Source organism: Azospirillum fermentarium (assembly GCF_025961205.1).
Taxonomy (GTDB): Bacteria; Pseudomonadota; Alphaproteobacteria; order Azospirillales; family Azospirillaceae; genus Azospirillum; species Azospirillum fermentarium.
Window position 1 is genome coordinate 336903 of sequence record NZ_JAOQNH010000003.1, and the last position, 22763, is coordinate 359665.

Below are 22763 nucleotides of genomic sequence, written 5' to 3' on the forward strand. Positions count from 1 at the left end.
CGGTCCTCCGAAAAAGCCAGAAGGAAAGGGGGCGGTCACGCCGCGGGTGGGCGGGGCCGGCGCAGAAGCTGGCCCGCGATGCGCACCACGAAGCGCGGGTTGTTGGTGGCGTAGCGGCGCCACAGCCGCCGGGGTTCGGTCGCCAGCCGGAACAGCCATTCGAAGCCGCTGCGCTGGATGACGCGCGGCGCCTGCCGTTTCAGCCCGGCGTGGAAATCGAACGCCGCCCCCACCCCCACCAGAACCGGGGCGGTGAGGTGCGGCCGGTGCGCGGCCATCCAGCGCTCCTGCTTCGGTGTGCTGAGCCCGACCCACACGATGCCGGCGCCGCTGGCGTTGATGCGGGCGGCCACCTCCGCCTCCTCCGCGTCCGTCAGGGGGCGGAAGGGCGGGGAAAAGGTGCCGGCGATGCGGCAGCCGGGGAAGCGGGCCTGGAGATTGCGGGACAACCGCTCCAGAACCTCGGGCGTCGAGCCGTAGAGAAAATGGGCGGGGCCGTCCCCGGTGTCCGTATCGGCGAACACCGCCGCCATCAGGTCGGGGCCGTACACCCGGTCGGCCCCGCGGTGGCCGGCGTGCTTCAGCAGCCAGACCAGGGGCATTCCGTCGGGTGTCACCAGCCCGGCGCGGTTGTGGATGTCGCGCAGGGCCGGGTCGTCCTGGCTTTCCATCACCCCGTGGACGCCGGTGACGCAGACGTACGACCGCCGCCCCCCGGCGACCCAGGTGCGGATGGTGGACACGGCGTCGTCCAGATTGATGGCGCTGACGCCCACGCCCAGCACATCGACCCGTGGGATATCGGTCTTTGGCGGTGCGGAAAAAGAGGTGGGCCGGATGTCGGCAACGGTCATGCAGCCCCCTTTGCCATGCTGTCGGCGGGCGTGGGATGGGATAAGCCGGATTGAATGGGCTTTGATTGTCCGTAAATAAAACCAAGAAATACGAGTGAGATTTCCTGGTTCTATAAGGGTGTGTTTGCTGTTTTTGTTCGCGTTTGCGAAAGTGGCGCGGCCATCTCAGCACCGCTTGGGCGGTAAAGCCAGACGGGCTTTTGGTGTAGTGCCGCCGCGGGAAAATCCCCTGAAATAATGGATGTCAAAAGAAAAATTGGTTTTCTCTCAGTGGAGCTTAAGCATTTTTGGCTGGGTCATCTGAAATAAAGGGGGTTTCCCCCAAAATTTGTCGTGATATATCCCATTGATTTCGTTGGTTTTTCTCGTTTTCGCCATTCTTATTTCCGAAATCGGCCGCCACTCTCTTGGGGCTAACACGACGAATTCCCTGAATGGGAATGGGATAACCAGAGCGTAAGGGGGGTGACGGTGGTACCCCATGCGGCGTCCATCCCGGGCGCCGATGGCGCTTACCGTTCCTTGCGCTTTTTCAGCCGTGCTTATGTTTTGTCATGAGATTCTCTTTCGCCTGTAAGCGGAACGCTGTTTTCGGGGATGATGACTTGGGTGGATGATCCGCTTTACGGCATCGCTCCTGCTTCTTCTTAAAGAGCTGCGACTCAGCCGGACGGTGCGCACGCCACGGGGTTGACGGCGCGGGAATGAGGAAAAGGGAGCGGGAGCTCCAAAGGCGGAAGGAAAGCACAGGCGGAACCGTTTGAAAATTGGTTCCATTTCTTTGCCGGGCAAAGAGAAGTACCGCCTGTGCGTGCCCCTCATGCTTATTCGCACATGCAACATGGAGCGGTGTTTGCTACCAGTTTCGGGGTAGCGTCTTCCCGTCATCGTCCGGCGTGGCCCGGATCACTCCCCCTGTTCCCTGCTGGGGCCGGGCGTGGGAAGCCGCTTCCCCCTTTCCCCGCGACAGGCTTGGAGTTGTGCATGTTGCCGGCCCACCGACCGTCCGCGCCCCCATCCGTTTTCCGCCGCCGCCGCCCTGCCGCGGAGCCGGCGGGCGATGCCGCGGCGGCATCGTGGCTGCGCCGGCTGGCCCGGCTCTACTGGCGCCGCCGGCTGCTGCTGGGCGGGGCGATGGTGGCGGCGGTGGCGGCGGCCTTCGTCATCGTGCAGAAGGTACCGCCCCGCTTCCAGTCCTCGGCCACGGTGATGCTCGACCCGCGCCAGCACACCGTCATCGACATTCCCCAGGTGGTCACCCCGTTCCGTCCCGACGAACTGGCGGTGGAAAGCGAGATCCAGGTGATGCTGTCCCAGGATCTGGCCCGCACGGTGATCGCCGCCACCGGGGTTGACCGGTCCCCCGAATTCAACCCGGCGGTGGAACGGCAGCAGGATGCCGCCGGCCCGGATGACCCCGGCTCCCCCCTGACCCAACTGAAGGCTGGCATCGGTGCGGCGGCGGCGTGGGCGCGCAGCACGCTGGGCGGCGATGACCCGCCCTCGCCCGAGCGGGACAGCCGCCGGGACGAGCTGATCATGCTCCAGCGCTTCGCCAAGGCGCTGGAGGTGCGGCCCGTGGGCCGGTCGCGGGTGATCGGCGTCAGCTTCACCGCCCGCGACCCCGATCTGGCCGCCGCCGTCGCCAACGCGGTGGTCGATGCCTATCTGGCCCAGCAGAGCACGGGCCGCATCCGCGAGACCGAACGGGCCAACGGCTGGCTGCGCCAGCGCGCCCAGGAACTGCGCGCCGAAGCGGCCAAGGCCCAGAAAGCCTACACCGACCGCATGACCGCGGCCCAGAGCACCGCGGGCGTGGACCAGCAACTCCTGCGCGACCAGTTGCTGGACATCAACCGCACGCTGGCGGTGACCGAGGCCGACCTGACCGCCGCCCGCAGCCGCCGTGCCCAGCTTGAAACCCTGCTGGACGCCGGACGGCTGGAGCCGCTGGCCGACATGGCGCGGTCGGAGACCATGCAGGCGATCCGGCTGCGGCTGGTGGACCTTCAGCGCGACCTGGCCGACCGGTCGGGGCGCCTCGGGCCCCTGCACCCGTCGGTGACGGCCATCGCCGCACAGATCCGTTCCACCCGCGCGTCCCTGGCGGACGAGGCGCGGCGGCTGGTGGCCGATGCCCGCGCCGACGAGGCGGCGCTGGAAAACCGCGCCGGCTCGTTGCGCGCCTCGGCGGAGGATCACCAGCGCGAACTGCGCCAGCAGCAGGACGCCACCGCCGACGTCGCCACCCTGGAGCGGGAGGCCAAGAGCACCGAGGATCTCTACAACACCTTCCTGACGCGCTTTAAGGAAACCAGCGCCGGAACCCTGGCCCCGCCGGAGGCGTGGATGGTGTCGCGCGCCCAGCCCGCCGCCGATCCGGTGTTCCCCAACACAGCCCTGCTGCTGGGCTTCGCCGGCATCGCGGCGCTGGGGCTGGCCGGGGCCGGCGTCACCCTGCGGGAGATGCTGCACACCGGCCTGCGCAGTGCCGACGAGGTGGAGGCCAATTTCGGCCTGCGCGGCCTGGGGCTGTCGCCGGCCCTGCCGCGCCGTCTGTCGGGCCGCGCGGTGGTGGAGGATCTGTTGCGCCACCCGCGCTCGGCCTTCGCCGAATCCGTGCGCATCATCGTCAGCAACGCCATCGGCCCCCTGCGCCCCGACATGGGCGCGCAGGTGGTCAGCGTCTGCTCCGCCTGCCCGCACGAGGGCAAATCGACCCTGGTGGCGGCATCGGCCACCCTGCTGGCCATGAGCGGGTTCCGCGTGCTGGTGATCGACGCCGACATGCGCGGGCCGTCCCAGCACGGGCTGTTCGCCGTGCCCAACCGCTACGGCCTGTCCGACGACCTCCACGCCGCGGCGGAGGCCATGACCGGCAACGCGCTGGTGCTGGATGAGCTGATGCCGGAGCCGGCGGTGGACACGGTGACGGGGGTGCATGTGCTGACCGGCGGGCTGGCCGGGGCGGCGGACACGCGGGGGCCGATGTACCTGGGCCATGCGGAGCGGCTGGGGGATCTGATCGGCGGCTACCGCCGGTCCTACGACGTCATCCTCCTGGACATGCCGCCGTGCATGCCGGTGGCCGACGCCCGTGTCTTCGCGGGCCTGAGCGACCGCTGCCTGTTCGTCACCCGCTGGCTGTCCACCCCCGCCGGCACCGTGCGCACCGCACTGGGCGAGCTGCAGGCCGCGGGCGTGGACATCGCCGGGCTGGCGCTGCTGCAGGTCGATGTGCGCGAGCACGCGGCCTATGAGTACGGGGACAGCGGCCTCTATCACCGGCACAGCCGCTACTACTCCCATCCCTGACGCCGAAAGACCTTACTGGACAAGGAGTTGCCGATGGAACCGCAGACCGGGGCGCGGGCACGGGCCGCCATCGTCTACCGCATCGTTCCCCATTACCGCGTGGCCTTCTACAACGGGCTGTCCGGCTTCCTGGCCCGCCGCGGGGTGGACCTGACCGTCTTCGGCGGGCAGGCGCGGCCCGACGAGGCGTTCCAGGAAAGCGGGCACGAGGTGGCGGGCCATGTCTTTGCCCGCAACCTCTATCTCCACGGCATGATCTATTACCAGCCGCTGTTCCGCCGCCTGCGGGATTATGATCTGGTGGTGGTGGAGCAGGCCAATTCGGCCCTGCTCAACGCCCTGCTGTTCGCCCGCCGGGCGCTGGGCGGCGGGCCGCGGCTGGCGCTGTGGGGCCACGGGGACGATCTCCAGCAGCAGGCCCCGGCCCGCTGGCGCCGGGGGATGAAACGGTTCCTGTCCCGCCGCGCCGACCACTGGTTCGCCTACACCGATTCCGTCAAGGGCATCGTGGAGCGGATGGGCTATCCCGCCGACCGCATCACCGTGGTGCAGAACGCCATCGACGTGTCGGCGGTGACGGAGGTGTGCGCCGGCCTGGACGATGCGGGCCGGGCATCCGCCCGCCGCCGGCTGGGGCTGGACGACGCCCCCACCGCCGTGTTCTGCGCCCGCCTGACCGAGGGCAAGGGGCTGCCGTTCCTGGTCGAAGCCTGCGAGCGCGCCCGCAGCCGCGTGCCCGGCCTGCAGCTCGCCGTGGTGGGCAACGGCCCGCTGGAAGGCTGGCTGCGGGAGCAGGCGGCGACCCGCCCGTGGATCAGGATGCTGGGGGCACGCTATGGCCGGGACAAGGCCGAGGTGCTGGCGGTCAGCCACGTGTTCCTGCTGCCGTCCTTCGTCGGGCTGTCGATCCTGGATGCCTTCGCCGCCGGGCTGCCGGTGGTGACCGCCGATTTCCACAACCACAGCCCCGAGGTGGATTACCTGGAACACCGCCGCAACGGGCTGTTCGTGCCGGCGGACCCGGATTTCTACGCCGACGCGGTGGCGGCGGTTCTGGGCGATGCCGCCCTGCGCGCGGACCTTGGCCGCGGGGCGCTGGCGACGGCGCGGCTGCGCACGGTGGACGCCATGGCCGCCAACTTCGGCGGCGGCATCCTTCAGGCGCTGGAACGGGCGGGCCGTTTCAACCCCACCCCGGCGGCGGGCTGGCCGCTGCACGGCTGAGCCGGGAAGGACGGTCCCATCATGAGCGGCGATATCCGGGCGCTGATCGGGCATGGGCTGCGCGCCGTGTCGGTGCTGTCCATCCGGGCCGGGGGCACGGTGGCGGTGTTCCTGCTGCAGGTGCTGATGGCCCGCACCATGGGGGCGGCGGAAACCGGGCTGGCGTCGGCGGCCATGTCCGCCGTGCTGGTGGCCGGGCTGGCCGCCACCGCCGGCTATCAGGCCGGCTCCACCCGCTTCATCGTGCAGAACGAAACCCTGGGCCGGCGGGATCTGGCGCTGGGCTTCATCCGCCGGGGATGGGCGGTGGTGGCGGTGGCCGGGCCGCTGCTGGCCGCCGCCGGGCTGGCGCTGGCGTGGGCGTGGGGGGATGGTTTCGCCGTCTGGGGCTTCGCCGCGCTGACGGTGCCGTTCATGGCGCTGCTGCTGCTGGACAGCGGCTACGCCCATGGCTGCGCGCGCTTCACCCTGTCGTTCCTGCCGTCCGCCTTTCTGCGGCAGGTGCTGGTGCTGGCGGCGGTGGCCGGCGGGGTGGCGGTGGGGGTGGCGTGGGACGCCGCCGGGGTGATGGCGGTGTTCTTCGCCGTGGTGGCGGTGACGGCGCTCGGGCAATGGCTGGTGCTGCGCCGCCATGTGGCCCGCCGGCTGGCCGGGGTGGCGCCGGCCTACGACACCCGCCACTGGGTCGGGACGGGGGTGGAGCTGTCGATCCTGCTGCTGTTCTCCGGCCTGTACGGGGATCTGGTGGTGGTGCTGGCGGCGCTGGTGCTGCCGGCGGCGGATGTCGCCTACCTTAACGCCGCGGTGCGCTTTGCCGGCGTGCTGGGCTTCGTGGTCTATGCCGTCAACGCCACGCTGGAGCCGCGGCTGTCGGCCCTGGTGGCGCACGGGGATCATGGCGGGATGCAGGCGCTGCTGCGGCTGGGCGTGCATCTGCGGGTGTGGCCGGTGCTGGCGGCGGCCCTGCTGACGGTGCCGTTCGGGGGCATGCTGCTGGGGCTGTTCGGCGCGGATTTCCGCGCCGGCCACGGGGCGCTGGTGGTGCTGGCCCTGTCCCACGGGCTGATCGCCGCGACGGGGCCGGTGTTCATGCTGATCTCCATCACCCGGCAGCAGCGCGCGGTGTTCCCCCTGCTGGCCGGGCTGCTGGCGGCGACGCTGGTGCTGGTGCCGGCGGCGGCGCTGGCGGGGGTGACGGCGGTGGCGGGGGTGGTCCTGGCCGTCACGGCGGTGTGGTGCGTGGCGCTGCGCCGCCGCCTGCTGTCCAGCATCGGCGTCGATCCCTCGGTCCTGGCGGCGGGGCGGGCCGGCGGGCTTTCCCACCCCATCCTGGCAGGAGCGCCCGGCCATGACCGCTGAACCGACCGTTGATTCGTCCGGGCAAAGCCCCCTGACCCTGCTGTCCTGGCCCTACCGCCGCGGGGTGATGAACCCCTACACCGAGCGGATGGGGCGGGCGGTCGCCGAGCGGGGGATGGATGTCGCCGAATTCTCCCCCTGGCGGCTGCTGGCCGGGCGGGCCGACGTCTGGCACATGCATTGGCCCGAAGGGGCGGTGCGCAGCCGCAACCCGGCGGTGGCGGCCCTCCGCCTGGGGGCCTTCGCGCTGCTGGTGCTGGCGGCACGGGCGCGGGGGGTGGCGTGCGTGTGGACCGTCCACAACCTGCAAGGCCATGACCGCACCCACCCGCGGCTGGAGGAATGGCTGTGGCGGTTCCTGGTGCCGCGGCTGGACGGTGTGGTGCTGCTGTCCCAGGCGACGGAAGCGCCGCTGTGGCGCCGCCACCCGGCGTCCCGCCGGCTGCCGTCGCGGGTCGTGCCCCACGGGCATTTCCGCGGCGTCTATCCCAACACCATCGGGCGGGACGCGGCGCGCGCCCGCTACGGCTTCGGCCCGCGGGACCGGGTGGCGGCCTTCGTCGGGCGCATCCGGCCCTATAAGAACGTGGACCAGCTGATCGCCGCCGTGCGCGGGCTGGACGATCCCGACTTGCGGCTGGTGGTGGCGGGGCATGCCGACGACCCGGCGCTGGGGGACCGGCTGCGCGCCCTGGCCGGGGACGATCCGCGCATCCGCCTGGACCTCGGCTTCCTGCCCGACGACGCCATGCAGGTGCCGCTGAACGCCGCCGATCTGGTGGTCCTGCCCTATCAGGACATCCTGAATTCCGGGGCGGCCATCCTGGCGCTGTCCTTCGGGCGCCCGGTGCTGGTGCCCGGCCTCGGCGCCATGGGCGAGCTGCGGGCCATGGCCGGGCATCCGTGGGTGCAGTGCTTCGACGGCCCCCTGACCGCCGGAGCCCTGGAGCGCGCGCTGGCGGCGGTCCCGGCGCGGGGGGATCCCGACCTCACCCCCCTGGACTGGAGCGAGAGCGGGCGGCGGCTGGCGGACTTCTACGCCAGCCTGTGCCGCCGGGGGGCGGGGCGATGACGGCCCATGGGACGGCCCATGGGACGGTCCACGGGGGGGGCCGGGGCTGGGCGCTTCCCGCCGCCGCGGGGCCCGCCGTGCCCTCGACGGTGCCGTGGGGGCGGGTGCTGGTGGCGCTTGCCATCGGCTATTTCATCCTGCAGCACGGGCTGTTCGTTCCCGGCGGCCCGTTTTTGCGCGGCGGCGTGCAGGTGGGGGCGGAGGATGTCGCCAACGGTCCCCGTCAGGTGGTCTGGCCCCTGCTGCTGCTGGCGGCGGTGCCCCTGGGGGTGTGGGTGCACGGCCGGGTGCGGCGGCTGGCGCTGTCCATGCCGTTCGTGACCGCGGCGCTGGCGTGGTCGTGGGCCAGCGTCGGCTGGGCCGCCTTTCCCATGGTCAGCCTGAAGCGGGTGCTGCTGCTGACGGTGGTGACGCTGGTGTTCCTGATCGGTGCCGCCGCGGTGCGCCGGCCGGCGGAGCTGTGGCGCCCGGTGGCGCTGGTGCTGGCCGGCATCATCGCCATCGACCTTGTGTCGGCGGTGTTCGTTCCGTCCCTGGGGCGGGAGGATTCCGGCGCCTTCGTCGGCCTGCACGCGTCCAAGAACACCGCGGGCGCCATCAGCGCGCTGGCGATCCTGGTGTGGTTCTTCGCCGGGCGCTTTCTGCCCGAATGGCGGGGTCTGCGGGTGCTGGTGCTGCTGGCGGGGCTGGCTTTCCTGGCCGGCACCGACAGCAAGACCTCCATGGGCGCGCTGCTGGTCAGCGGCGGCACGGCGGTGGTGCTGACCGCCCTGGCGCGGGCCGGGCCGCTGACGGTGGCCGTGGGGCTGTGGCTGGCGCTGGTGCTGGCGGCCCTGGCCGGGTTCGCGGTTTATCTGGTCACACCGGCGGCGGTGCTGACCGCCCTGTTCGGCGACGCCACGCTGACCGGGCGCACCGACCTGTGGGGATTCCTCTGGCCCTTCGTCGGAGACCGCCCCTGGACCGGCATGGGGTATCAGTCCCTGTGGCTGACCGGCGGGGTGGGGGTGATCGAGCGCTGGTCGCCGTCCTTCCTGAACTGGGCGGTGCACCAGGCCCACAACGGCTATCTCGACCTGCTGCTGACCACCGGCGTCATCGGGTTGGGGCTGCTGCTGGCCGGGGTGGCGGCGGGCATGGTGCGGGCGCTGGCGCTGGAGGCGGCGGGCCGGTCCCCCGGCTGCGGCGCGCTGGCGGTGTCGGTGCTGGTCTTCGCCCTGATCCACAACGCCACCGAAAGCTCGCTGCTGCGCGGCGACCACACGGTGTGGGGCTTCACCTTCCTGGCGCTGGTGTCGGCGGCCCTGGGCCGGCGCGCATCCGGCAAAAAAACCTCTCTTCACCGAAACCCGTGACATTCGGGGGGAAGAAAAAATGACGACTTCCCAGCGTTTCCGTGTCGTTAATCTTTGCACCTCTTTCTATAGGGCAACGGTCAGCGCAATCTTGCTGACATTCTTGTCACTCTATGCCAGTCCCCTGGCATCAAAAGAGGTCAAAATGACGGCTGCTATGGAGGTTCGCTGGGCACCTCCGTCCTTGGCGCCCGGTTATACGGTGCTTGATCTTTCCAAGACGGGCACACAGACATGGTTTAAGTTTGGCGACAACGAAGATGTTCTGATTATTCCCCCGCCGGGAACCTACACTCTCGACCGTCTGGAAATCAGCGGCGGGCGGAACATCATCCTATCCGGCGGTGACTTCGTTCCCGCCGGCGGCACGGCCACCGCGACCTTGAAATTCACCAACATCCACGGTCAGGTGTGGGTGGAAGGGGTCCACGTCGATAACCGCAACGTGGGCGAACGCGACGCCATCGCCGCCTTCGCCGCCAAGGGGTCGGAAGGGACCTTCACGCTTCAGAACAGCTTCATCGACCATGTGACGGGATCGTACAACGGCGTCCACGGCGACGTCTTCCAGCCCCACGGGGATCTGCAGCACATCCGCATGTACAACGTGGTGGGGCGCAGCAACTTCCAGGGCCTGTTCCTCGATCCGCAGAACGAGATCAAATCGGTCGATCTGGTGAACGTGCAGATGCAGTATCTGCCGGGGGGCGACCCCATCACCTTCCTCTATAATTTCTGGATGAACGACGGCCGCCCGCCCTATCCCGTCACCCTGGACAACGTGTGGGTGGACCAGCGGCCGGGGCAGGACGCCGCCCAGCAATCGGTGTTTCCGCCCAAGGCGTGGGGCACGGTGCGCACCGGCGACGACATCACGTGGCCCACCATGCCGTTCACCGGCGACATGAAGGTCGGCACCCCGCCGCAGGGGTATTTCGTCACGCCCGAGCAGACCGGCACGTCCTATGCCCGCACGGCGGCGGAGCTTCAGGCCCTGTGGTCGGCCACCCTGCCGCCGGCCCCGGTGCCGCCGCACACGCTGCCCACCGCGCCGCCGGCGTCCGGTTCGCCCATCAACTACATCGACGGCACCGACGGCAACGACGTGCTGCACGGCAGCGCCATCAACGACCAGATCAACGGGCGCAACGGCGACGACACCATGGTCGGCGGGTCGGGTGACGACACCTACATCGTCAACCGCCTGCGCGACATGCCGCTGGAACTGGCGGGGGAGGGCACCGACACCGTTCTGACCTCGCTGGAAGGCTATCACCTGCCCAATCACGTGGAGAACCTGACCGGCACCTCGGCCACCGGGATGCTGCTGCTGGGCAACGCGCTTGCCAACCGGATCCTGGGCGGGGCCGGGGCCGACACCCTGGACGGCGGGGCCGGCAACGACCTGCTGGCCGGCGGGGCGGGCAACGACACCTTCGTCGTGCGCCACGGCGGCGGGCAGGACATCATCCAGGACTTCGCCCCCGGCGACATCCTGCGGCTGGAGGGGTACGGCTCCGTCACCGCCGATCAGGTGAAGGCCACGGCCTGGACCGCCGGAACCAGCCTCGTTCTGGAACTGGGCGGGGGCGAGCGGGTGATCCTGCAGAACCAGGATCCGTCGGCGCTGGCATGGATGGACATCCGCATGGTGTCCGACGATCTCAGCAGCCGCTCCGCCGCCACCCTGCCGCTGTCGCAGCCGTCCACGGTGTGGCTGAAGGGGACGGCGGGCGACGACGACATGACCGGCACCCCCGGACACGATTACCTGAACGGCCAGGGTGGCAACAACACTCTGCGCGGCGGGCTGGGCGACGACCGTTACAACGTCGGCGGCATGCAGGACACGGTGATCGAAAAGGCGGGCGAAGGCATCGACACCGTGCAGAACTGGGGGCGCTATTACCGCCTGCCCGACCATGTGGAGAATCTGGAGCTGATGCGCGCCGACGGGGCGGTCGGCGTCGGGAACGACATGGACAACGTGCTGACCGGCAGCGCCAGCGACGATGTGCTGTACGGCATGGGCGGCAACGACCTGCTGATCGGGGGGCCGGGCAATGATGTGCTGATCGGCGGGGCGGGCCGCGACGTGTTCCGCGTCACCTCGCTCGACCACGGCTGCGACGTGGTGGTGGATTTCCAGTCCGGCATCGACCGGCTGGACCTGCGCCCCCTCGTGGCGGAGATCTCGGGCGGCCTGCTGTCGCTGTTCGCCTACAACCTGCGCATCGTCAACAGCGACGACGGTGTGACGGTGGAGGTGATGCGGCAGGACGTGCCCCTGGACTTCGTGCCCATCTTCCATCTGGAAGGGGTGACGCACATCAACGCCGACACCGACATCATCCTGACCGACGCCATGGCGTGATGGAGGGGCCGGGAAGGGGGCGTACCGGCCGCTGCGGGGGCCGCGCGTCCCCCTCCTTTTCCCGGCATGCCGCCCTTGCGGTTCAGGCGGCCTTGATGCGGGTGATGAAGGCGGTGAGCTGCTCCTGAAGCGCGTCGGCCTGCCGGCACAGCGCGTCGGCGGCGGTGCCGATGTCGCCGGCCACCCCGTTGGTCTGTTCCGCCGCCTGCCGCACGGTGGTGATGGAGGCGGTGACCGCCCCGGTCCCGGCGGCGGCATCGGTGACGTTGCGGCTGATCTCCTCGGTCACCGCGTTCTGCTGCAGCACCGCCCCGGCGATGGTGGCCGAGGTTTCCTCGATATGGCCGATGGTGCCGGTGATCTCCTGCAAGGCCCGGCCCGCCCCTTCGGCCACCTGGCGGATGCGTTCCACCTGGGCGGCGATGTCGCCGGTGGCGCGCGCGGTCTGGTCGGCCAGGGATTTCACCTCGGTCGCCACCACGGCGAATCCCTTGCCGGCGGCCCCGGCGCGGGCGGCCTCGATGGTGGCGTTCAGCGCCAGCATGTTGGTCTTTGACGCGATGTCCTGAATGAGCGCCACCACGCTGCCGATCTGGGCCGTGGCCTCGGCCAGTTCATGCACGGCGCTGTTGGTGCGGCTGGCCATGGCCACCGCATCGGTGGCGATGGAGGTGGCGACCGAGGTCTGCTGCTTGATGGCGTCGAACGACGACATCAACTGGTCCGCGGCGGACGCCACCGCCTGCACGTTGACCGAGGCGCGCTCCGCCCCGCAGGCGGCCCCGTTGGCGTCCTCCACCGCACTGGCGGCGTTCCGGGTCAACTGGCGGGCGCTGGACTGAAGCTGTTCCACCGCCGCCTTCACGCTCAGCAGCACGTGATGGACGTTGTCCTCGGCAAAGCGGATGGCCTCGGCGTCGCGGTCCTTCATCTGGTCCAGCGAACGGTTGATGGTGGTGGCGTGGCGGGCGAAATCGCCGCGCAGGCCGGTTTGCAGGATCTTGCGGTAATACTGCCGGGCGTTGGCGTGCTGCATGGCCGCGTCCGCCTCCTTGCAGAAGGCTTCCGTCAGGTCCAGCAGGCGGTTCACGTTGCGCAGCATCTGGCCGATGTTGCCGTGGCCGCGGATGCCCATCACCCGCACCGACAGGTCGCCGCCCGCGGCGGCCGCGCACGCGCGCATGGCCTTGTCGATGCTGGCGTTGGCGCGCTTCAGCGACGCGATGGTCACCGCCGAGGGGATCAGCAGCAACAGCGTGGCGGCGGCGGCGGGATGGTCCCCCGCCGCGGCGAGCCCGGCGGACAGCAGCGCCACCAGCCCGGCCCCGGCCCACGCGGCGGCACCGGCGCGGGCGATGGACGACAGATTAGAGACTGAGGACAAATTCGTCATAGCTCATCCCCTCGTGCGCCAGGGCTTCGTTCAGGATCGCGGTGGCCGCGGCCATGCCGGCGTCGGCGCCGGACGCCGCCTCTTCCGCCCGCCGCATGCGGCGGTACAGCGGTTCCACCCGCGCGATGGCGTCGCGCCGCGGAACCCGGCGGTTGGAGTGGTAGCCGGTGATGCTGCCGTCACCCGCGTGGTTGGGGGTGATGTGGGCCAGAACCCAGTAATGATCGCCGTTCTTCGCCCGGTTGTTCACATAGGCGAAGATCTCCCGCCCCTCGCGGATGGTGGCCCACAGCAGGCGGAACACCGCCTGCGGCATTCCGGGATGGCGGATGATGCTGTGCGGCTGACCGATCAGTTCGGATTCGCTGTACCCCGCCACATCCAGGAAGATGTCGTTGACGTAGGTCAGCCGCCCCTGAAGGTCGGTCTTGCTGACGATGATCTCGTCCGGGGAAAAGGTTCGCTCGATCCCACTCAGGCTCACTCCGGTCCGGGCCATGGCCGTGCCCTCTCACAACAGCGGCGGACCTGCACGTCCGCCCGCCTTCGCATATGCAAAAAACGCACCATAACCATGATTGTTTGGAATCAAGATTTTACACGAAACAATCAATTTTAGAGGACATTTGCCGATGTAGCGAATGCGCCAGACCGGTGCCGTTTGTCGGCTAAACGACAGAGCGCCGGCGCGCTGGGAGCGGGTGGGGCCATGGGGTATGATGCCCGTCCCGCCCGGATCTCAAGGACCATCGCCCGTGCCCGTCTTCGCCGCCAACCTGACCATGATGTTCACCGAATGGGACTTCCTCGACCGCTTCGACGCGGCGGCGGAGGCGGGATTCACGGCGGTGGAATACCTCTTCCCCTATGATCATCCGGCGGAAGCCGTTGCCGCCCGTCTGGAGCGCAGCGGGCTGACCCAGGCGCTGTTCAACATGCCCCCCGGCAACTGGGCGGCGGGGGAACGGGGGGTGGCCGCCCTGCCGGACCGTTTCGCCGATGTCCGCGCCGGGGTGGAGCGGGCGCTGGACTATGCCGCCGCCACCGGCTGCCGCCGGCTGCACATGATGGCCGGCATCGCCGATCCGTCCGACGGGGCGGCGGCGGCCTCCTACCGCCGGGCGGTGGACCACGCCGCCGGACGGCTGGGGGAGGCGGGGGTGGACCTGCTGCTGGAGCCGATCAACACCCGCGACATGCCGGGCTATTTCCTCAATTGCTTCGCGGCGGCGGAGGCGGTGATCGCCGCCGCCGGCCATGCCAATGTGCGGCTGCAGTTCGACATCTACCACCGTCAGATCCTGCACGGCGACGTCACCCGCGCGCTGCGCCGGCTCCTGCCGCTGACCGGGCACGTCCAGATCGCCAGCGTGCCGTCGCGCCACGAGCCGGATGGGGAGGAACTGAACCATCCCTTCCTGTTCGCCGAACTGGACCGGCTGGGCTACGGCGGGTTCGTCGGGTGCGAATACCGCCCACGGGGAGCCACCCGCGACGGGCTGGGGTGGTTCGCCCCCTACGCCGCCCGGCCATGAGGAGAAGGCAGGGCTGACCCAACGGGCAAGGGCGCGAGACAGCCGGGGCCGGGTGTGGTAGGAGGCGGGCCGTCCCGCATCCTTTTCCCAGCCGGCGATTCCCATCCCATGTCCTCCGCCTCCACCCTCCGCGCCACGGCCATCGGCGCGCTTGCCATTCTCATCTGGTCGTCCCTGGCGCCCGTGACGGCGCTGGCGGGAACGGTGCCGCCGTTCCAGCTCGTGGCCTGCTCCTTCGCCATGGCGGCGGCGCTGGGGCTGGGGTGGAGCGTGATCCGCGGGCGCAGCCCGGCGGGCGCCTTCCGCCAGCCCCCGGCGGTGTGGGCGGTGGGGATCGGCGGGCTGTTCGGTTACCATTCCCTCTATTTCCTGGCCTTGCAGTCGGCCCCGCCGGTGGAGGCCAGCCTGATCAACTATCTCTGGCCGCTGCTGATCGTGGTGCTGTCGGCCACGCTTCCGGGGGAACGGTTGGCGCCGGGCCATGTGCTGGGGGCGCTGGCGGGGCTGGCCGGCACGGTGCTGCTGGTGACCAAGGGGCAGGGGCTGGCCATCGACACGCGTTACGTCACCGGCTATGCCGCCGCCTTGGGCGCCGCGGTCACCTGGGCGGTCTATTCGGTGCTGCGGCGGCGGATCACCGGCGGGACCGACGATGCGGTCACCGGCTTCTGCCTCGTCACCGCGGTGCTGGCCGCGGTCTGCCATCTGGTGTGGGAACCGACGGTGTGGCCCGACAGCACGCTGGGCTGGGCGGCGCTGCTGTTCATCGGGCTGGGGCCGGCGGGATCGGCGTTCTTTCTGTGGGATCACGGGGTGCGCAACGGCGACATCCGCACGCTGGGCACCCTGTCCTATGCCGCGCCCATCCTGTCCACGCTGCTGCTGATCGCCGGGGGGCTGGCGTCGGGGCATTGGAGCGTGTGGGCGGCCTGCGCCGTCATCACCGCCGGGTCGCTGCTGTCCAGCCGCGAGATGGTGCGCGGCCCGCGCGCCCGCTGAACCGGCCCCGGTGCAGGGGCGGTGGAACCACCCGGCCGGGACGATGTTGAGACGGGGATTGCGTCCCCTCTCGCCCGCGGGGTATCCACCCATGCGCCTGACCGCAAGCCCGGCGCTTGCCGCCGCTGCCGTCCTTCTGACCCTGTCGGCGTGCGGCGACAGCGCGACCCAGACCGTCGCCGCCGGGACGGGGCCGGAACCCGTCCTGCCGCCGCCCAACCCCACGCTGTTCCCCACGGTCAGGATCGCCACGGCCACCGGCTGGCCCGCCGGGGCGGCCCCCACCCCGGCGGCGGGGCTGCGGGCCGCCGCCTTCGCCGCGGATCTCGACCATCCGCGCTGGCTGTTCGTGCTGCCCAACGGCGACGTTCTGGTGGCGGAGACCAACGCCCCGCCCAAGCCCGACGACACCGGGGGCATCAAGGGCTGGATCATGGGGCTGGTGATGGGCCGGGCCGGGGCCAAGACCCCCAGCGCCAACCGCATCACCCTGCTGCGCGACACCGACGGCGACGGGGTGGCCGACAGCCGCAGCGTGTTCCTGGAGGGGTTGAACTCCCCCTTCGGCATGGCGCTGGCGGGGCCGGACCTGTACGTCGCCAACACCGACGCGGTGCTGCGCTTTCCCTACACCCCCGGCCAGACCCGCATCACCGAACCGGGCACCAAGGTGGCGGACCTGCCCGCCGGGACGATCAACCACCATTGGACCAAGACCATCATCGCCAGCCCGGACGGGCGGCGGCTGTACGCCACCGTCGGTTCCAACAGCAATGTGGCCGAAAACGGCATGGCGGTGGAGGAGGGGCGGGCGGCCATCTGGGAAATCGACCTGGACCGGGGGACGCAGCGCCTGTTCGCCACCGGCCTGCGCAACCCCAACGGCATGGCGTGGGAACCGGTGACGGGGGCGCTGTGGGCCGCGGTCAACGAACGGGACGAGATCGGCAGCGACCTTGTGCCCGATTATATGACCGCGGTGCGCGACGGCGGTTTCTACGGCTGGCCCTACAGCTATTACGGAAACCATGTGGACGGGCGGGTGACGCCGCCGCGCCCCGATCTGGTGGCCAAGGCGCTGGTGCCCGATTACGCGCTGGGGCCGCACACCGCGTCGCTGGGGCTGGCGTGGGGCGGGGAAACGGCGCTGCCGCCGCCGTTCCGCAACGGTCTGTTCGTCGGCCAGCACGGATCGTGGAACCGCGATCCGCCCAGCGGCTACAAGGTGATCTTCGTTCCCTTCGCCGGCGGCAGGCCGCAGGGTCAACCGGTTGACGTATTGACCGGTTTTCTCGACGGCGACGGCAACGCCCTGGGCCGTCCGGTGGGGGTGGCCGTTGCCAAGGACGGCGCCCTGCTGGTGGCCGATGACGTGGGCAACCGCATCTGGCGGGTATCGGCGGCGGCGCAGTCCAACGCCGCACGGGTGCCCTGAACGCCGCCGGCCTTGACGTTCCCCGCCTTTGCCCGTTGGATGAGGGCACCGGAATCAGAGGGACGCATCCCATGACCAGCCGCTTCGTACCTTTCGCCGTCACCGTCTGCGGGATCGAGGAACTGTCCGGCCACGGCGCCGCCGGGGTCACCCACGTCCTGTCCATCCTTGATCCGGGAGAGCCGGAGCCGGCGGCCTTCGGCGCGTTCGGGGAGCATGAGCGGCTGGAACTGCGCTTCCACGACATCATCGAGGATCTGCCCGCCGAGGTGCCGCCGGACGCCGGCCACGTGGCGGCCATCCTCGGATTCGGGCGCGACCTGATGGCGGAGCCGGGCGGGTGCGGGCATCTGCTGGTTCATTGCCACATGGGGATTTCCCGCTCCACCGCGGCGCTGACCATGCTGCTGGCCCAGGCCCGTCCCGACCGCCCGGCGGATGAGGCGGTGGCGGCGGTGGCCGCCATCCGGGACAAGACGTGGCCCAACCTGCGGATGATCGAGTACGCCGACGCCGCCCTGGGCCGGAAGGGCGCGCTGATCGACGCCGTGCGCCGCCGTCACCGTGCGGTCGGGCTGGCCCGCCCCGACATCGTGACCTACATGCGCGAAAACCACCGCGCACGCGAAGTGGACTGGTTCGCCCCGTAACGGCTCAACTGACCCCCAGATACCGCCCGGGCTTGTGGTTGATGGCGAGGATCAGGTTGATGATGCAGGCCCCCGCCACCGACAGCAGCAACTGGCTGGGGGCCAGCACGAAGAAGGCCGCGGCCAGGATCGCCAGATCGATGCCGAGCTGCAGATAGCCGGCGCGGATGCCGTGGCGCTCCTGCAGGTACATGGCCAGGATGTTGATGCCGCCCAGTCCGGTGCGGTGACGGAACAGGATCAGCAGGCCGGTGCCGCACAGCCCCCCGCCCAGCACGGTGGCGTACACCGGGTCCAGGTGGGTGAAGCCGATCCAGTGACCGGTCAGCTTCGACAGCACCGACACCATGGTCACCGCGGCAAAGGTGCGCAGCGTGAACGCCCGCCCCATCCGCCGCCACGCCAGCACGTAGAACGGCAGGTTGATGAGAAAGAACACCGTGCCGAAGCTGGCCCCGGTGACGTAGCTGACCAGCAGCGCCATGCCCGCCGCACTGCCGAACAGCAGCGAGGCGTGGGTGTAGAACACCACCCCCAGCGCCACGAACAGCGTGCCGTGGATCATGGCCCAGGCGTCTTCGTACAGCCGGTGGCGTTCGGTCTTGGGGGTGGTGTCGGTCATGGCGGCGGCGGTCATCGCGGGGTGGGTTCCCAGAACACGGGCGCTGTGCGCAGCGCCTTCACCGCCGCGGGCAGGGCGGCGTGGCGGCGCTTGTCCTCCTGCGCCAGCCGGTGCCGCGCCGCGTCGCGGGCATGCCGGGCCGGGCGGGTGTTGAGCCGGTCATAGGTCAGCCGCTCCCGCGTCACATCGGCGTCGTGCAGCGCGTCCAGCACCGCCATGGCCTGATCCAGCGGGCCGGCATAGGCGCGCACGGCATCGGGGGAGAACAGGCCGCGGAAGAAATCGACCGCCGTGCGCATCCGGCGCAGGCGGCGGCGCAGCTTTTCCCGGCTGCCGGCGTCGGCGGGATCAAGGGCTTTGGCGGCTTTCAGGCTGCGGGCGTGCAGCCGGCCCAGCCACGCCGGGGCGGTGCCGGTCATGAGGGCGTCCAGCGGCGTTCGGCGGTCGGCCGCGGCGCCGGCGTGCCACTGCCCCCCCTCCAGCCACGCGGCCAGGGTCAGGACGAGGCGGGTGGTCTGCGGCCCGTCCAGGGCGGCGGCGGCTTCTTCCACCGCCGGCTGCCGCAGGGCGTGGACCGCGTGGGTCAGGGCGGCCAGCCCTTCGGGCGGGCGGGCCAGGGCGGCCAGCGGGGTGACGGCGGCTCCCTCCACCACGTCCCAGGCGCGGGCGGGCTGCAGGCGCTTGGCCAGCCGGCGGAGATCCCTGGTCACCGGCTCCGGCGGGTTGACCCAGGCGCCGAACAGGTCCAGCGCCAGACGGAGCCGGCGCAGCGCCACGCGGATCTGGTGCAGACCCTCGGCATCGCCGCCGGCCACCGCGCACGCCTCGTTCGCCAGCCACAGCCGGAGCCCGTGGCGCACGATGTGGCGGAACGCCTCGGCCACCGTGGTCAGGGGCGACAGGGCCAGCGGTTCGGGCAGGGCCGGGGCGGGGCGGCGCCCGGTGACCAGGGCATAGCCCATCTCCGCCTTGCTGACGGTGGCGAGGCGCACCGGCACCACGGCGTTCAACGCCAAGGCCAGATCGAACAGCCGGCCCACGCCGCCGGCCTGCAGCTCCAACTCCACCTCGCTGATGGGGGTGCGGCGGTTCCCGGCGATGGCCGCACCATGATCCACCGCCAGTTCCACCAGCGACACGGGATCGGGGCGAAGCTGGCGGGTGGTGCGGGTCACGTCGGTTTCGAACACCGGCGCCAGGGCGGCGCGCAGGTCCGCCGGCACCAGCCCGCCCGCCCCGTCGGCGTCCATCACCGCGAAGTCGGGTGCGGCGGTCCCGTTGGCGCCCAGGGGCAGAGGCCAGTCCCATTCCCGCCGCACCGCCACCGCCGCCGAGTCGCCCGCCGTGCCGCCGGGCAGGGTCTTCAGCGACTGTCCGGCCCGTCCCTCTTCGATGCGGATGCGCAGGGCCACGCCACGGGCCATCAGGTCCAGGGCCGGGGTGTCGTAATAAAGCGTGCGCTGGCGCCGGGTGAGCGGTGGCCCGGCGTCCAGCCCCGGAACCAGCGACGGCAGGGCGGCGATGCGCGGCAGATCCGCCGGATCGGCCAGCAGCTTCAGTTCGATCTCCCGCTCCGGGCTGCGGGCCGCGGGTTTCGGCGGTTCGGTGGGCACCGGCGTCATCTCCGCTCCGGGTATGCGTTGGGTGGGAGGGGCCTGCCTGGATACCGCAGTTGCGTCCGTCACGCCAGCGTGCGCGGGATCACGAACTCCTCCAGCCGGCCGGAACCCGGCACCAGATCGGCCCACCGTGCCGCCGCGATGTGGATGGAGGCGCAGGCGGCGGTGGGGAATTTCACCGCCAGCGACCGCAGCGCCGCCTCGTCCCCTTCCGCCGCCAGGGCGACGGCCAGATCGTGCAGGTCGGGGTTGTGCCCCACCAGCAGCACGGTGTCCACGCCGTCGGGCACCGCCAGCAGCCGGGCCAGGAGCGCGCCCGCCCCGGCAAGGTACAGGCCGCGCTCCCGCTCCACCGCCACCGTGGCGGCGTCGCGCCCCGGCAGCAGGGCGTCGAGCACGATGTCCAGCGTGTCCACCGCCCGCCGTGCGGTTGAGCACAGCACCAGATCCGGCCGGACTCCCCGCACGCGCAGGTGCCGGCCCACGCGGGCCGCCGCCTTGATCCCCCGCGGGGCCAGGGGCCGGTCGTGATCGTCGAGCGCGGCATCGTCCCACGAGGATTTGCCGTGGCGCATCAGGTGCAGTGTCTTCATTCGGCCGTTCCGCGGAAAATAAGGGGTCGAAGGGTGGATTCAGGCGGAAAAGTCGCAGCCCCGTTTCACGCTGTCGCTCTTGAAACGGGGCCGATACAGGCGATTATAGGAACCGTCTCAAAACTGTAACGGAGTTGGGTTAGTCTCCCGCTCCGTTTACCGCAATCCATCCCATTTCGCAGCAACGATGAGGCTCCAGTGACCGACGTTCAGGACAGCGAAGCCCTTACGATCGAAACGGCCGCCCCGGAGCGCTTCATCAACCGCGAACTGTCGTGGTTGGCCTTCAACCAGCGGGTTCTGGAAGAAGCCTCCAACCCCGACCATCCGTTGCTGGAGCGGCTGCGTTTCCTGTCCATCTCGGCCAGCAACCTGGACGAGTTCTACATGGTCCGCGTCGCGGGCCTGAAGGGACAGGTGCGCCAGGGCATCAAGACCCCCAGCGCGGAGAACCTGACGCCGGCCCAGCAGCTTTCGGCGGTGAACCAGCGTATCATCGAGCTGATGAGCGACCAGCAGGCGGCGTGGCGCCGCGTGCGCAAGGAATTGGCCGCGAACGGCATCACCGTGGTGAACCCCGACGAACTGACCGACGGCGAGCGCGACTGGCTGGAGGCGCGGTTCCTCGACGACATCTTTCCCATCCTGACCCCCATCGCGGTGGACCCGGCGCACCCGTTCCCCTTCATCCCCAACCTGGGTTTTTCGCTGGCGCTGCAGCTCCACGATCCCAACCGGGGCACGCATCTGGACGCGCTGTTGCCGCTGCCGGCCCAGCTCGACCGTTTCATCCGGCTGCCGGGTGGCGACACCCGCTTCATCCAGTTGGAAAAGACGGTGCTGATGTTCATCGACCGCGTGTTCCCCACACCGTTCCAGGTGAAGGGCCACGGGGTGTTCCGCATCCTGCGCGACAGCGAAATCGAAATCGAGGAAGAGGCCGAGGATCTGGTCCGCACCTTCGAAACCGCGCTGAAGCGCCGCCGCCGCGGCAGCGTCATCCGGTTGGAGGTGGATACCGGCATGGCCCCCGACCTGCGCGAATTCCTGCGCGGCGAGCTGGGGGTGTCGTCGGACGAGCTGTTCGTGCTGGACGGGCTGATCGGGCTGAACGACACCAAGCAGCTCATCGTCGATGAACGGCCCGATCTGGTGTTCCGCCCGTTCAACGCCCGTTTCCCCGAACGCATCCGCGATTTCGGCGGCGACTGCTTCGCGGCGATCCGGCACAAGGAGATCCTGGTCCACCACCCCTATGAAAGCTTCGAGGTGGTGGTGCAGTTCATCCGTCAGGCCGCCCGCGACCCGCAGGTGGTGGCGATCAAGCAGACGCTCTACCGCACGTCCAAGGATTCGCCCATCGTCGCCGCCCTGATCGAAGCGGCGGAGGCCGGCAAGTCGGTGACGGCGCTGGTGGAGCTGAAGGCCCGCTTCGACGAGGAGGCCAACATCCGCTGGGCCCGCGATCTGGAACGGGCCGGCGCCCAGGTGGTCTATGGCTTCGTGGACCTGAAGACCCACGCCAAGGTGTCGCTGGTGGTGCGGCGCGAGAACAAGGCGCTGCGCAGCTACGTGCATTTCGGCACCGGCAACTATCACCCGATCACCGCCAAGATCTACACCGACCTGTCCTATTTCACCTGCGACCCCGCGCTGTGCCATGACGCGGCGGTGATGTTCAATTTCATGACCGGCTACGCCACACCCAAGGTGCTGGAGAAGCTGGCCATCGCCCCCATCTCCCTGCGCAAGCGGCTGATGGAGCTGATCGACGCCGAAATCGCCCACGCGGAGGCCGGGCGCCCGGCCAACATCTGGGTGAAGCTGAATTCGCTGGTGGACCCGGAGATCATCGACAAGCTCTATGCCGCCTCGCAGAAGGGGGTGAAGATCGAGCTGATCATCCGCGGCATCTGCTGCCTGCGCCCCGGCATCAAGGGGCTGTCGGAGAACATCACCGTGCGCTCCATCGTCGGACGCTTCCTGGAGCACGGGCGGGTGATCTGCTTCGGCAACGGGGCAGCACTGCCCAACCCGGACGCCAAGATCTTCATCTCGTCCGCCGACTGGATGCCGCGCAACCTGGACCGCCGCATCGAAACGCTGGTGCCCATCGAAAACCCGACGGTGCACGAGCAGGTGCTGGACCAGATCATGAGCGCCAACCTGAAGGACCAGGCCAGCACCTGGATCCTCGGTCCCGACGGGGTGTACCGCCGCATCCGTGCGCGGGGTGACGCCTTCAGCGCACACAACTATTTCATGACCAACCCCAGCCTGTCGGGCCGGGGGTCGGCGCTGACCGCCAAGCGCACGCCGCCGCGCCTGCGTATGAAGGCGGTGACACCGTAAGCAATTGCGTGT

Annotated in this window: 17 protein-coding genes; 11 read left to right on the top strand and 6 right to left on the bottom strand. The window is 70.1% G+C overall.

Translation table 11 applies throughout. The features are described from left to right. Nucleotides 1-35 precede the first annotated feature (35 nt). A complete protein-coding gene (locus M2352_RS21785; RefSeq protein ID WP_264666639.1) occupies nucleotides 36-854 on the bottom strand; it encodes a WecB/TagA/CpsF family glycosyltransferase in 819 nt (272 codons plus the stop codon). 984 nt (nucleotides 855-1838) lie between these two features. Between M2352_RS21785 and M2352_RS21790 the strand changes: the two genes are divergently transcribed. The 6 genes from M2352_RS21790 (at nucleotide 1839) to M2352_RS21815 (ending at nucleotide 11553) form a co-directional block, all read left to right on the top strand. Further along, nucleotides 1839-4169, top strand: a complete 2331-nt coding sequence (locus M2352_RS21790; protein ID WP_264666640.1) for a GumC family protein — start codon at nucleotides 1839-1841, stop codon at nucleotides 4167-4169. 33 nt (nucleotides 4170-4202) lie between these two features. After that, entirely contained in the window at nucleotides 4203-5393 is a 1191-nt protein-coding gene (locus M2352_RS21795; RefSeq protein ID WP_264666641.1) for a glycosyltransferase family 4 protein, read from the top strand. Between the two features lie 21 nt (nucleotides 5394-5414). After that, a complete protein-coding gene (locus M2352_RS21800; RefSeq protein WP_264666642.1) occupies nucleotides 5415-6752 on the top strand; it encodes a lipopolysaccharide biosynthesis protein in 1338 nt (445 codons plus the stop codon). Continuing rightward, a complete protein-coding gene (locus M2352_RS21805) occupies nucleotides 6742-7824 on the top strand; it encodes a glycosyltransferase family 4 protein (protein ID WP_264666643.1) in 1083 nt (360 codons plus the stop codon). Before M2352_RS21800 ends, M2352_RS21805 begins: the two co-directional genes overlap by 11 nt. Continuing rightward, nucleotides 7821-9179: an O-antigen ligase family protein gene (locus tag M2352_RS21810; RefSeq protein WP_264666644.1), complete on the top strand. Its 1359-nt coding sequence runs from the start codon at nucleotides 7821-7823 to the stop codon at nucleotides 9177-9179. Before M2352_RS21805 ends, M2352_RS21810 begins: the two co-directional genes overlap by 4 nt. Before the next feature lie 202 nt (nucleotides 9180-9381). Then, nucleotides 9382-11553 carry a calcium-binding protein gene (locus tag M2352_RS21815; RefSeq protein ID WP_264666645.1) on the top strand — a complete coding sequence of 724 codons (2172 nt, stop codon included), beginning with the start codon at nucleotides 9382-9384 and terminating at the stop codon, nucleotides 11551-11553. An 82-nt stretch (nucleotides 11554-11635) separates the two neighbouring features. Here the strand turns inward: M2352_RS21815 and M2352_RS21820 are convergent, their stop codons facing one another. Continuing rightward, on the bottom strand, nucleotides 11636-12946 hold the full coding sequence (locus M2352_RS21820) for a methyl-accepting chemotaxis protein (protein ID WP_264666646.1): 1311 nt from the start codon (nucleotides 12944-12946) through the stop codon (nucleotides 11636-11638). After that, nucleotides 12921-13445, bottom strand: a complete 525-nt coding sequence (locus M2352_RS21825; RefSeq protein ID WP_264666647.1) for a PAS domain-containing protein — start codon at nucleotides 13443-13445, stop codon at nucleotides 12921-12923. Before M2352_RS21825 ends, M2352_RS21820 begins: the two co-directional genes overlap by 26 nt. A 256-nt stretch (nucleotides 13446-13701) precedes the next feature. On the opposite strand from M2352_RS21825, the gene otnI reads away from it, so the two are divergent. The 4 genes from otnI (at nucleotide 13702) to M2352_RS21845 (ending at nucleotide 17565) form a co-directional block, all read left to right on the top strand. After that, nucleotides 13702-14481, top strand: a complete 780-nt coding sequence (otnI, locus tag M2352_RS21830) for a 2-oxo-tetronate isomerase (protein ID WP_264666648.1) — start codon at nucleotides 13702-13704, stop codon at nucleotides 14479-14481. A gap of 108 nt (nucleotides 14482-14589) precedes the next feature. Further along, nucleotides 14590-15480: an aromatic amino acid exporter YddG gene (yddG, locus tag M2352_RS21835; RefSeq protein WP_264666649.1), complete on the top strand. Its 891-nt coding sequence runs from the start codon at nucleotides 14590-14592 to the stop codon at nucleotides 15478-15480. A 91-nt stretch (nucleotides 15481-15571) separates the two neighbouring features. Continuing rightward, the gene (locus tag M2352_RS21840) at nucleotides 15572-16915 is read left to right on the top strand and encodes a PQQ-dependent sugar dehydrogenase (protein WP_264666650.1); all 1344 of its coding nucleotides are present in this window, start codon (nucleotides 15572-15574) and stop codon (nucleotides 16913-16915) included. A 71-nt stretch (nucleotides 16916-16986) separates the two neighbouring features. Next, nucleotides 16987-17565, top strand: coding sequence for a tyrosine phosphatase family protein (locus tag M2352_RS21845; RefSeq protein ID WP_264666651.1), 579 nt, complete (start codon nucleotides 16987-16989; stop codon nucleotides 17563-17565). A 4-nt stretch (nucleotides 17566-17569) separates the two neighbouring features. On the opposite strand, the gene M2352_RS21850 is transcribed toward M2352_RS21845, so the two are convergent. Genes M2352_RS21850 through M2352_RS21860 form a run of 3 tightly spaced genes read right to left on the bottom strand, consistent with a single transcriptional unit; the run spans nucleotide 17570 to nucleotide 20399 of the window. Then, nucleotides 17570-18202, bottom strand: a complete 633-nt coding sequence (locus tag M2352_RS21850; RefSeq protein ID WP_264666652.1) for a YitT family protein — start codon at nucleotides 18200-18202, stop codon at nucleotides 17570-17572. Continuing rightward, on the bottom strand, nucleotides 18199-19809 hold the full coding sequence (locus M2352_RS21855) for a CYTH and CHAD domain-containing protein (RefSeq protein ID WP_264666653.1): 1611 nt from the start codon (nucleotides 19807-19809) through the stop codon (nucleotides 18199-18201). Before M2352_RS21855 ends, M2352_RS21850 begins: the two co-directional genes overlap by 4 nt. A gap of 59 nt (nucleotides 19810-19868) precedes the next feature. After that, on the bottom strand, nucleotides 19869-20399 hold the full coding sequence (locus M2352_RS21860) for a SixA phosphatase family protein (protein WP_264666654.1): 531 nt from the start codon (nucleotides 20397-20399) through the stop codon (nucleotides 19869-19871). 198 nt (nucleotides 20400-20597) lie between these two features. Here M2352_RS21860 and M2352_RS21865 point away from each other — a divergent pair, with 198 nt between their 5' ends. Continuing rightward, the gene (locus tag M2352_RS21865) at nucleotides 20598-22751 is read left to right on the top strand and encodes an RNA degradosome polyphosphate kinase (protein WP_264666655.1); all 2154 of its coding nucleotides are present in this window, start codon (nucleotides 20598-20600) and stop codon (nucleotides 22749-22751) included. Nucleotides 22752-22763: the final 12 nt, after the last annotated feature.

Coding starts and splice junctions, on each gene's coding strand:
- M2352_RS21800 (WP_264666642.1), top strand. CDS start 5,415: ATGAGCGGCGATATCCGGGCGCTGATCGGGCATGGGCTGCGCGCCGTG.
- M2352_RS21785 (WP_264666639.1), bottom strand. CDS start 854: ATGACCGTTGCCGACATCCGGCCCACCTCTTTTTCCGCACCGCCAAAG.
- M2352_RS21855 (WP_264666653.1), bottom strand. CDS start 19,809: ATGACGCCGGTGCCCACCGAACCGCCGAAACCCGCGGCCCGCAGCCCG.
- M2352_RS21820 (WP_264666646.1), bottom strand. CDS start 12,946: ATGACGAATTTGTCCTCAGTCTCTAATCTGTCGTCCATCGCCCGCGCC.
- M2352_RS21840 (WP_264666650.1), top strand. CDS start 15,572: ATGCGCCTGACCGCAAGCCCGGCGCTTGCCGCCGCTGCCGTCCTTCTG.
- M2352_RS21810 (WP_264666644.1), top strand. CDS start 7,821: ATGACGGCCCATGGGACGGCCCATGGGACGGTCCACGGGGGGGGCCGG.
- M2352_RS21805 (WP_264666643.1), top strand. CDS start 6,742: ATGACCGCTGAACCGACCGTTGATTCGTCCGGGCAAAGCCCCCTGACC.
- M2352_RS21850 (WP_264666652.1), bottom strand. CDS start 18,202: ATGACCGCCGCCGCCATGACCGACACCACCCCCAAGACCGAACGCCAC.
- M2352_RS21790 (WP_264666640.1), top strand. CDS start 1,839: ATGTTGCCGGCCCACCGACCGTCCGCGCCCCCATCCGTTTTCCGCCGC.
- M2352_RS21845 (WP_264666651.1), top strand. CDS start 16,987: ATGACCAGCCGCTTCGTACCTTTCGCCGTCACCGTCTGCGGGATCGAG.
- yddG (WP_264666649.1), top strand. CDS start 14,590: ATGTCCTCCGCCTCCACCCTCCGCGCCACGGCCATCGGCGCGCTTGCC.
- M2352_RS21825 (WP_264666647.1), bottom strand. CDS start 13,445: ATGGCCCGGACCGGAGTGAGCCTGAGTGGGATCGAGCGAACCTTTTCC.
- M2352_RS21795 (WP_264666641.1), top strand. CDS start 4,203: ATGGAACCGCAGACCGGGGCGCGGGCACGGGCCGCCATCGTCTACCGC.
- M2352_RS21860 (WP_264666654.1), bottom strand. CDS start 20,399: ATGAAGACACTGCACCTGATGCGCCACGGCAAATCCTCGTGGGACGAT.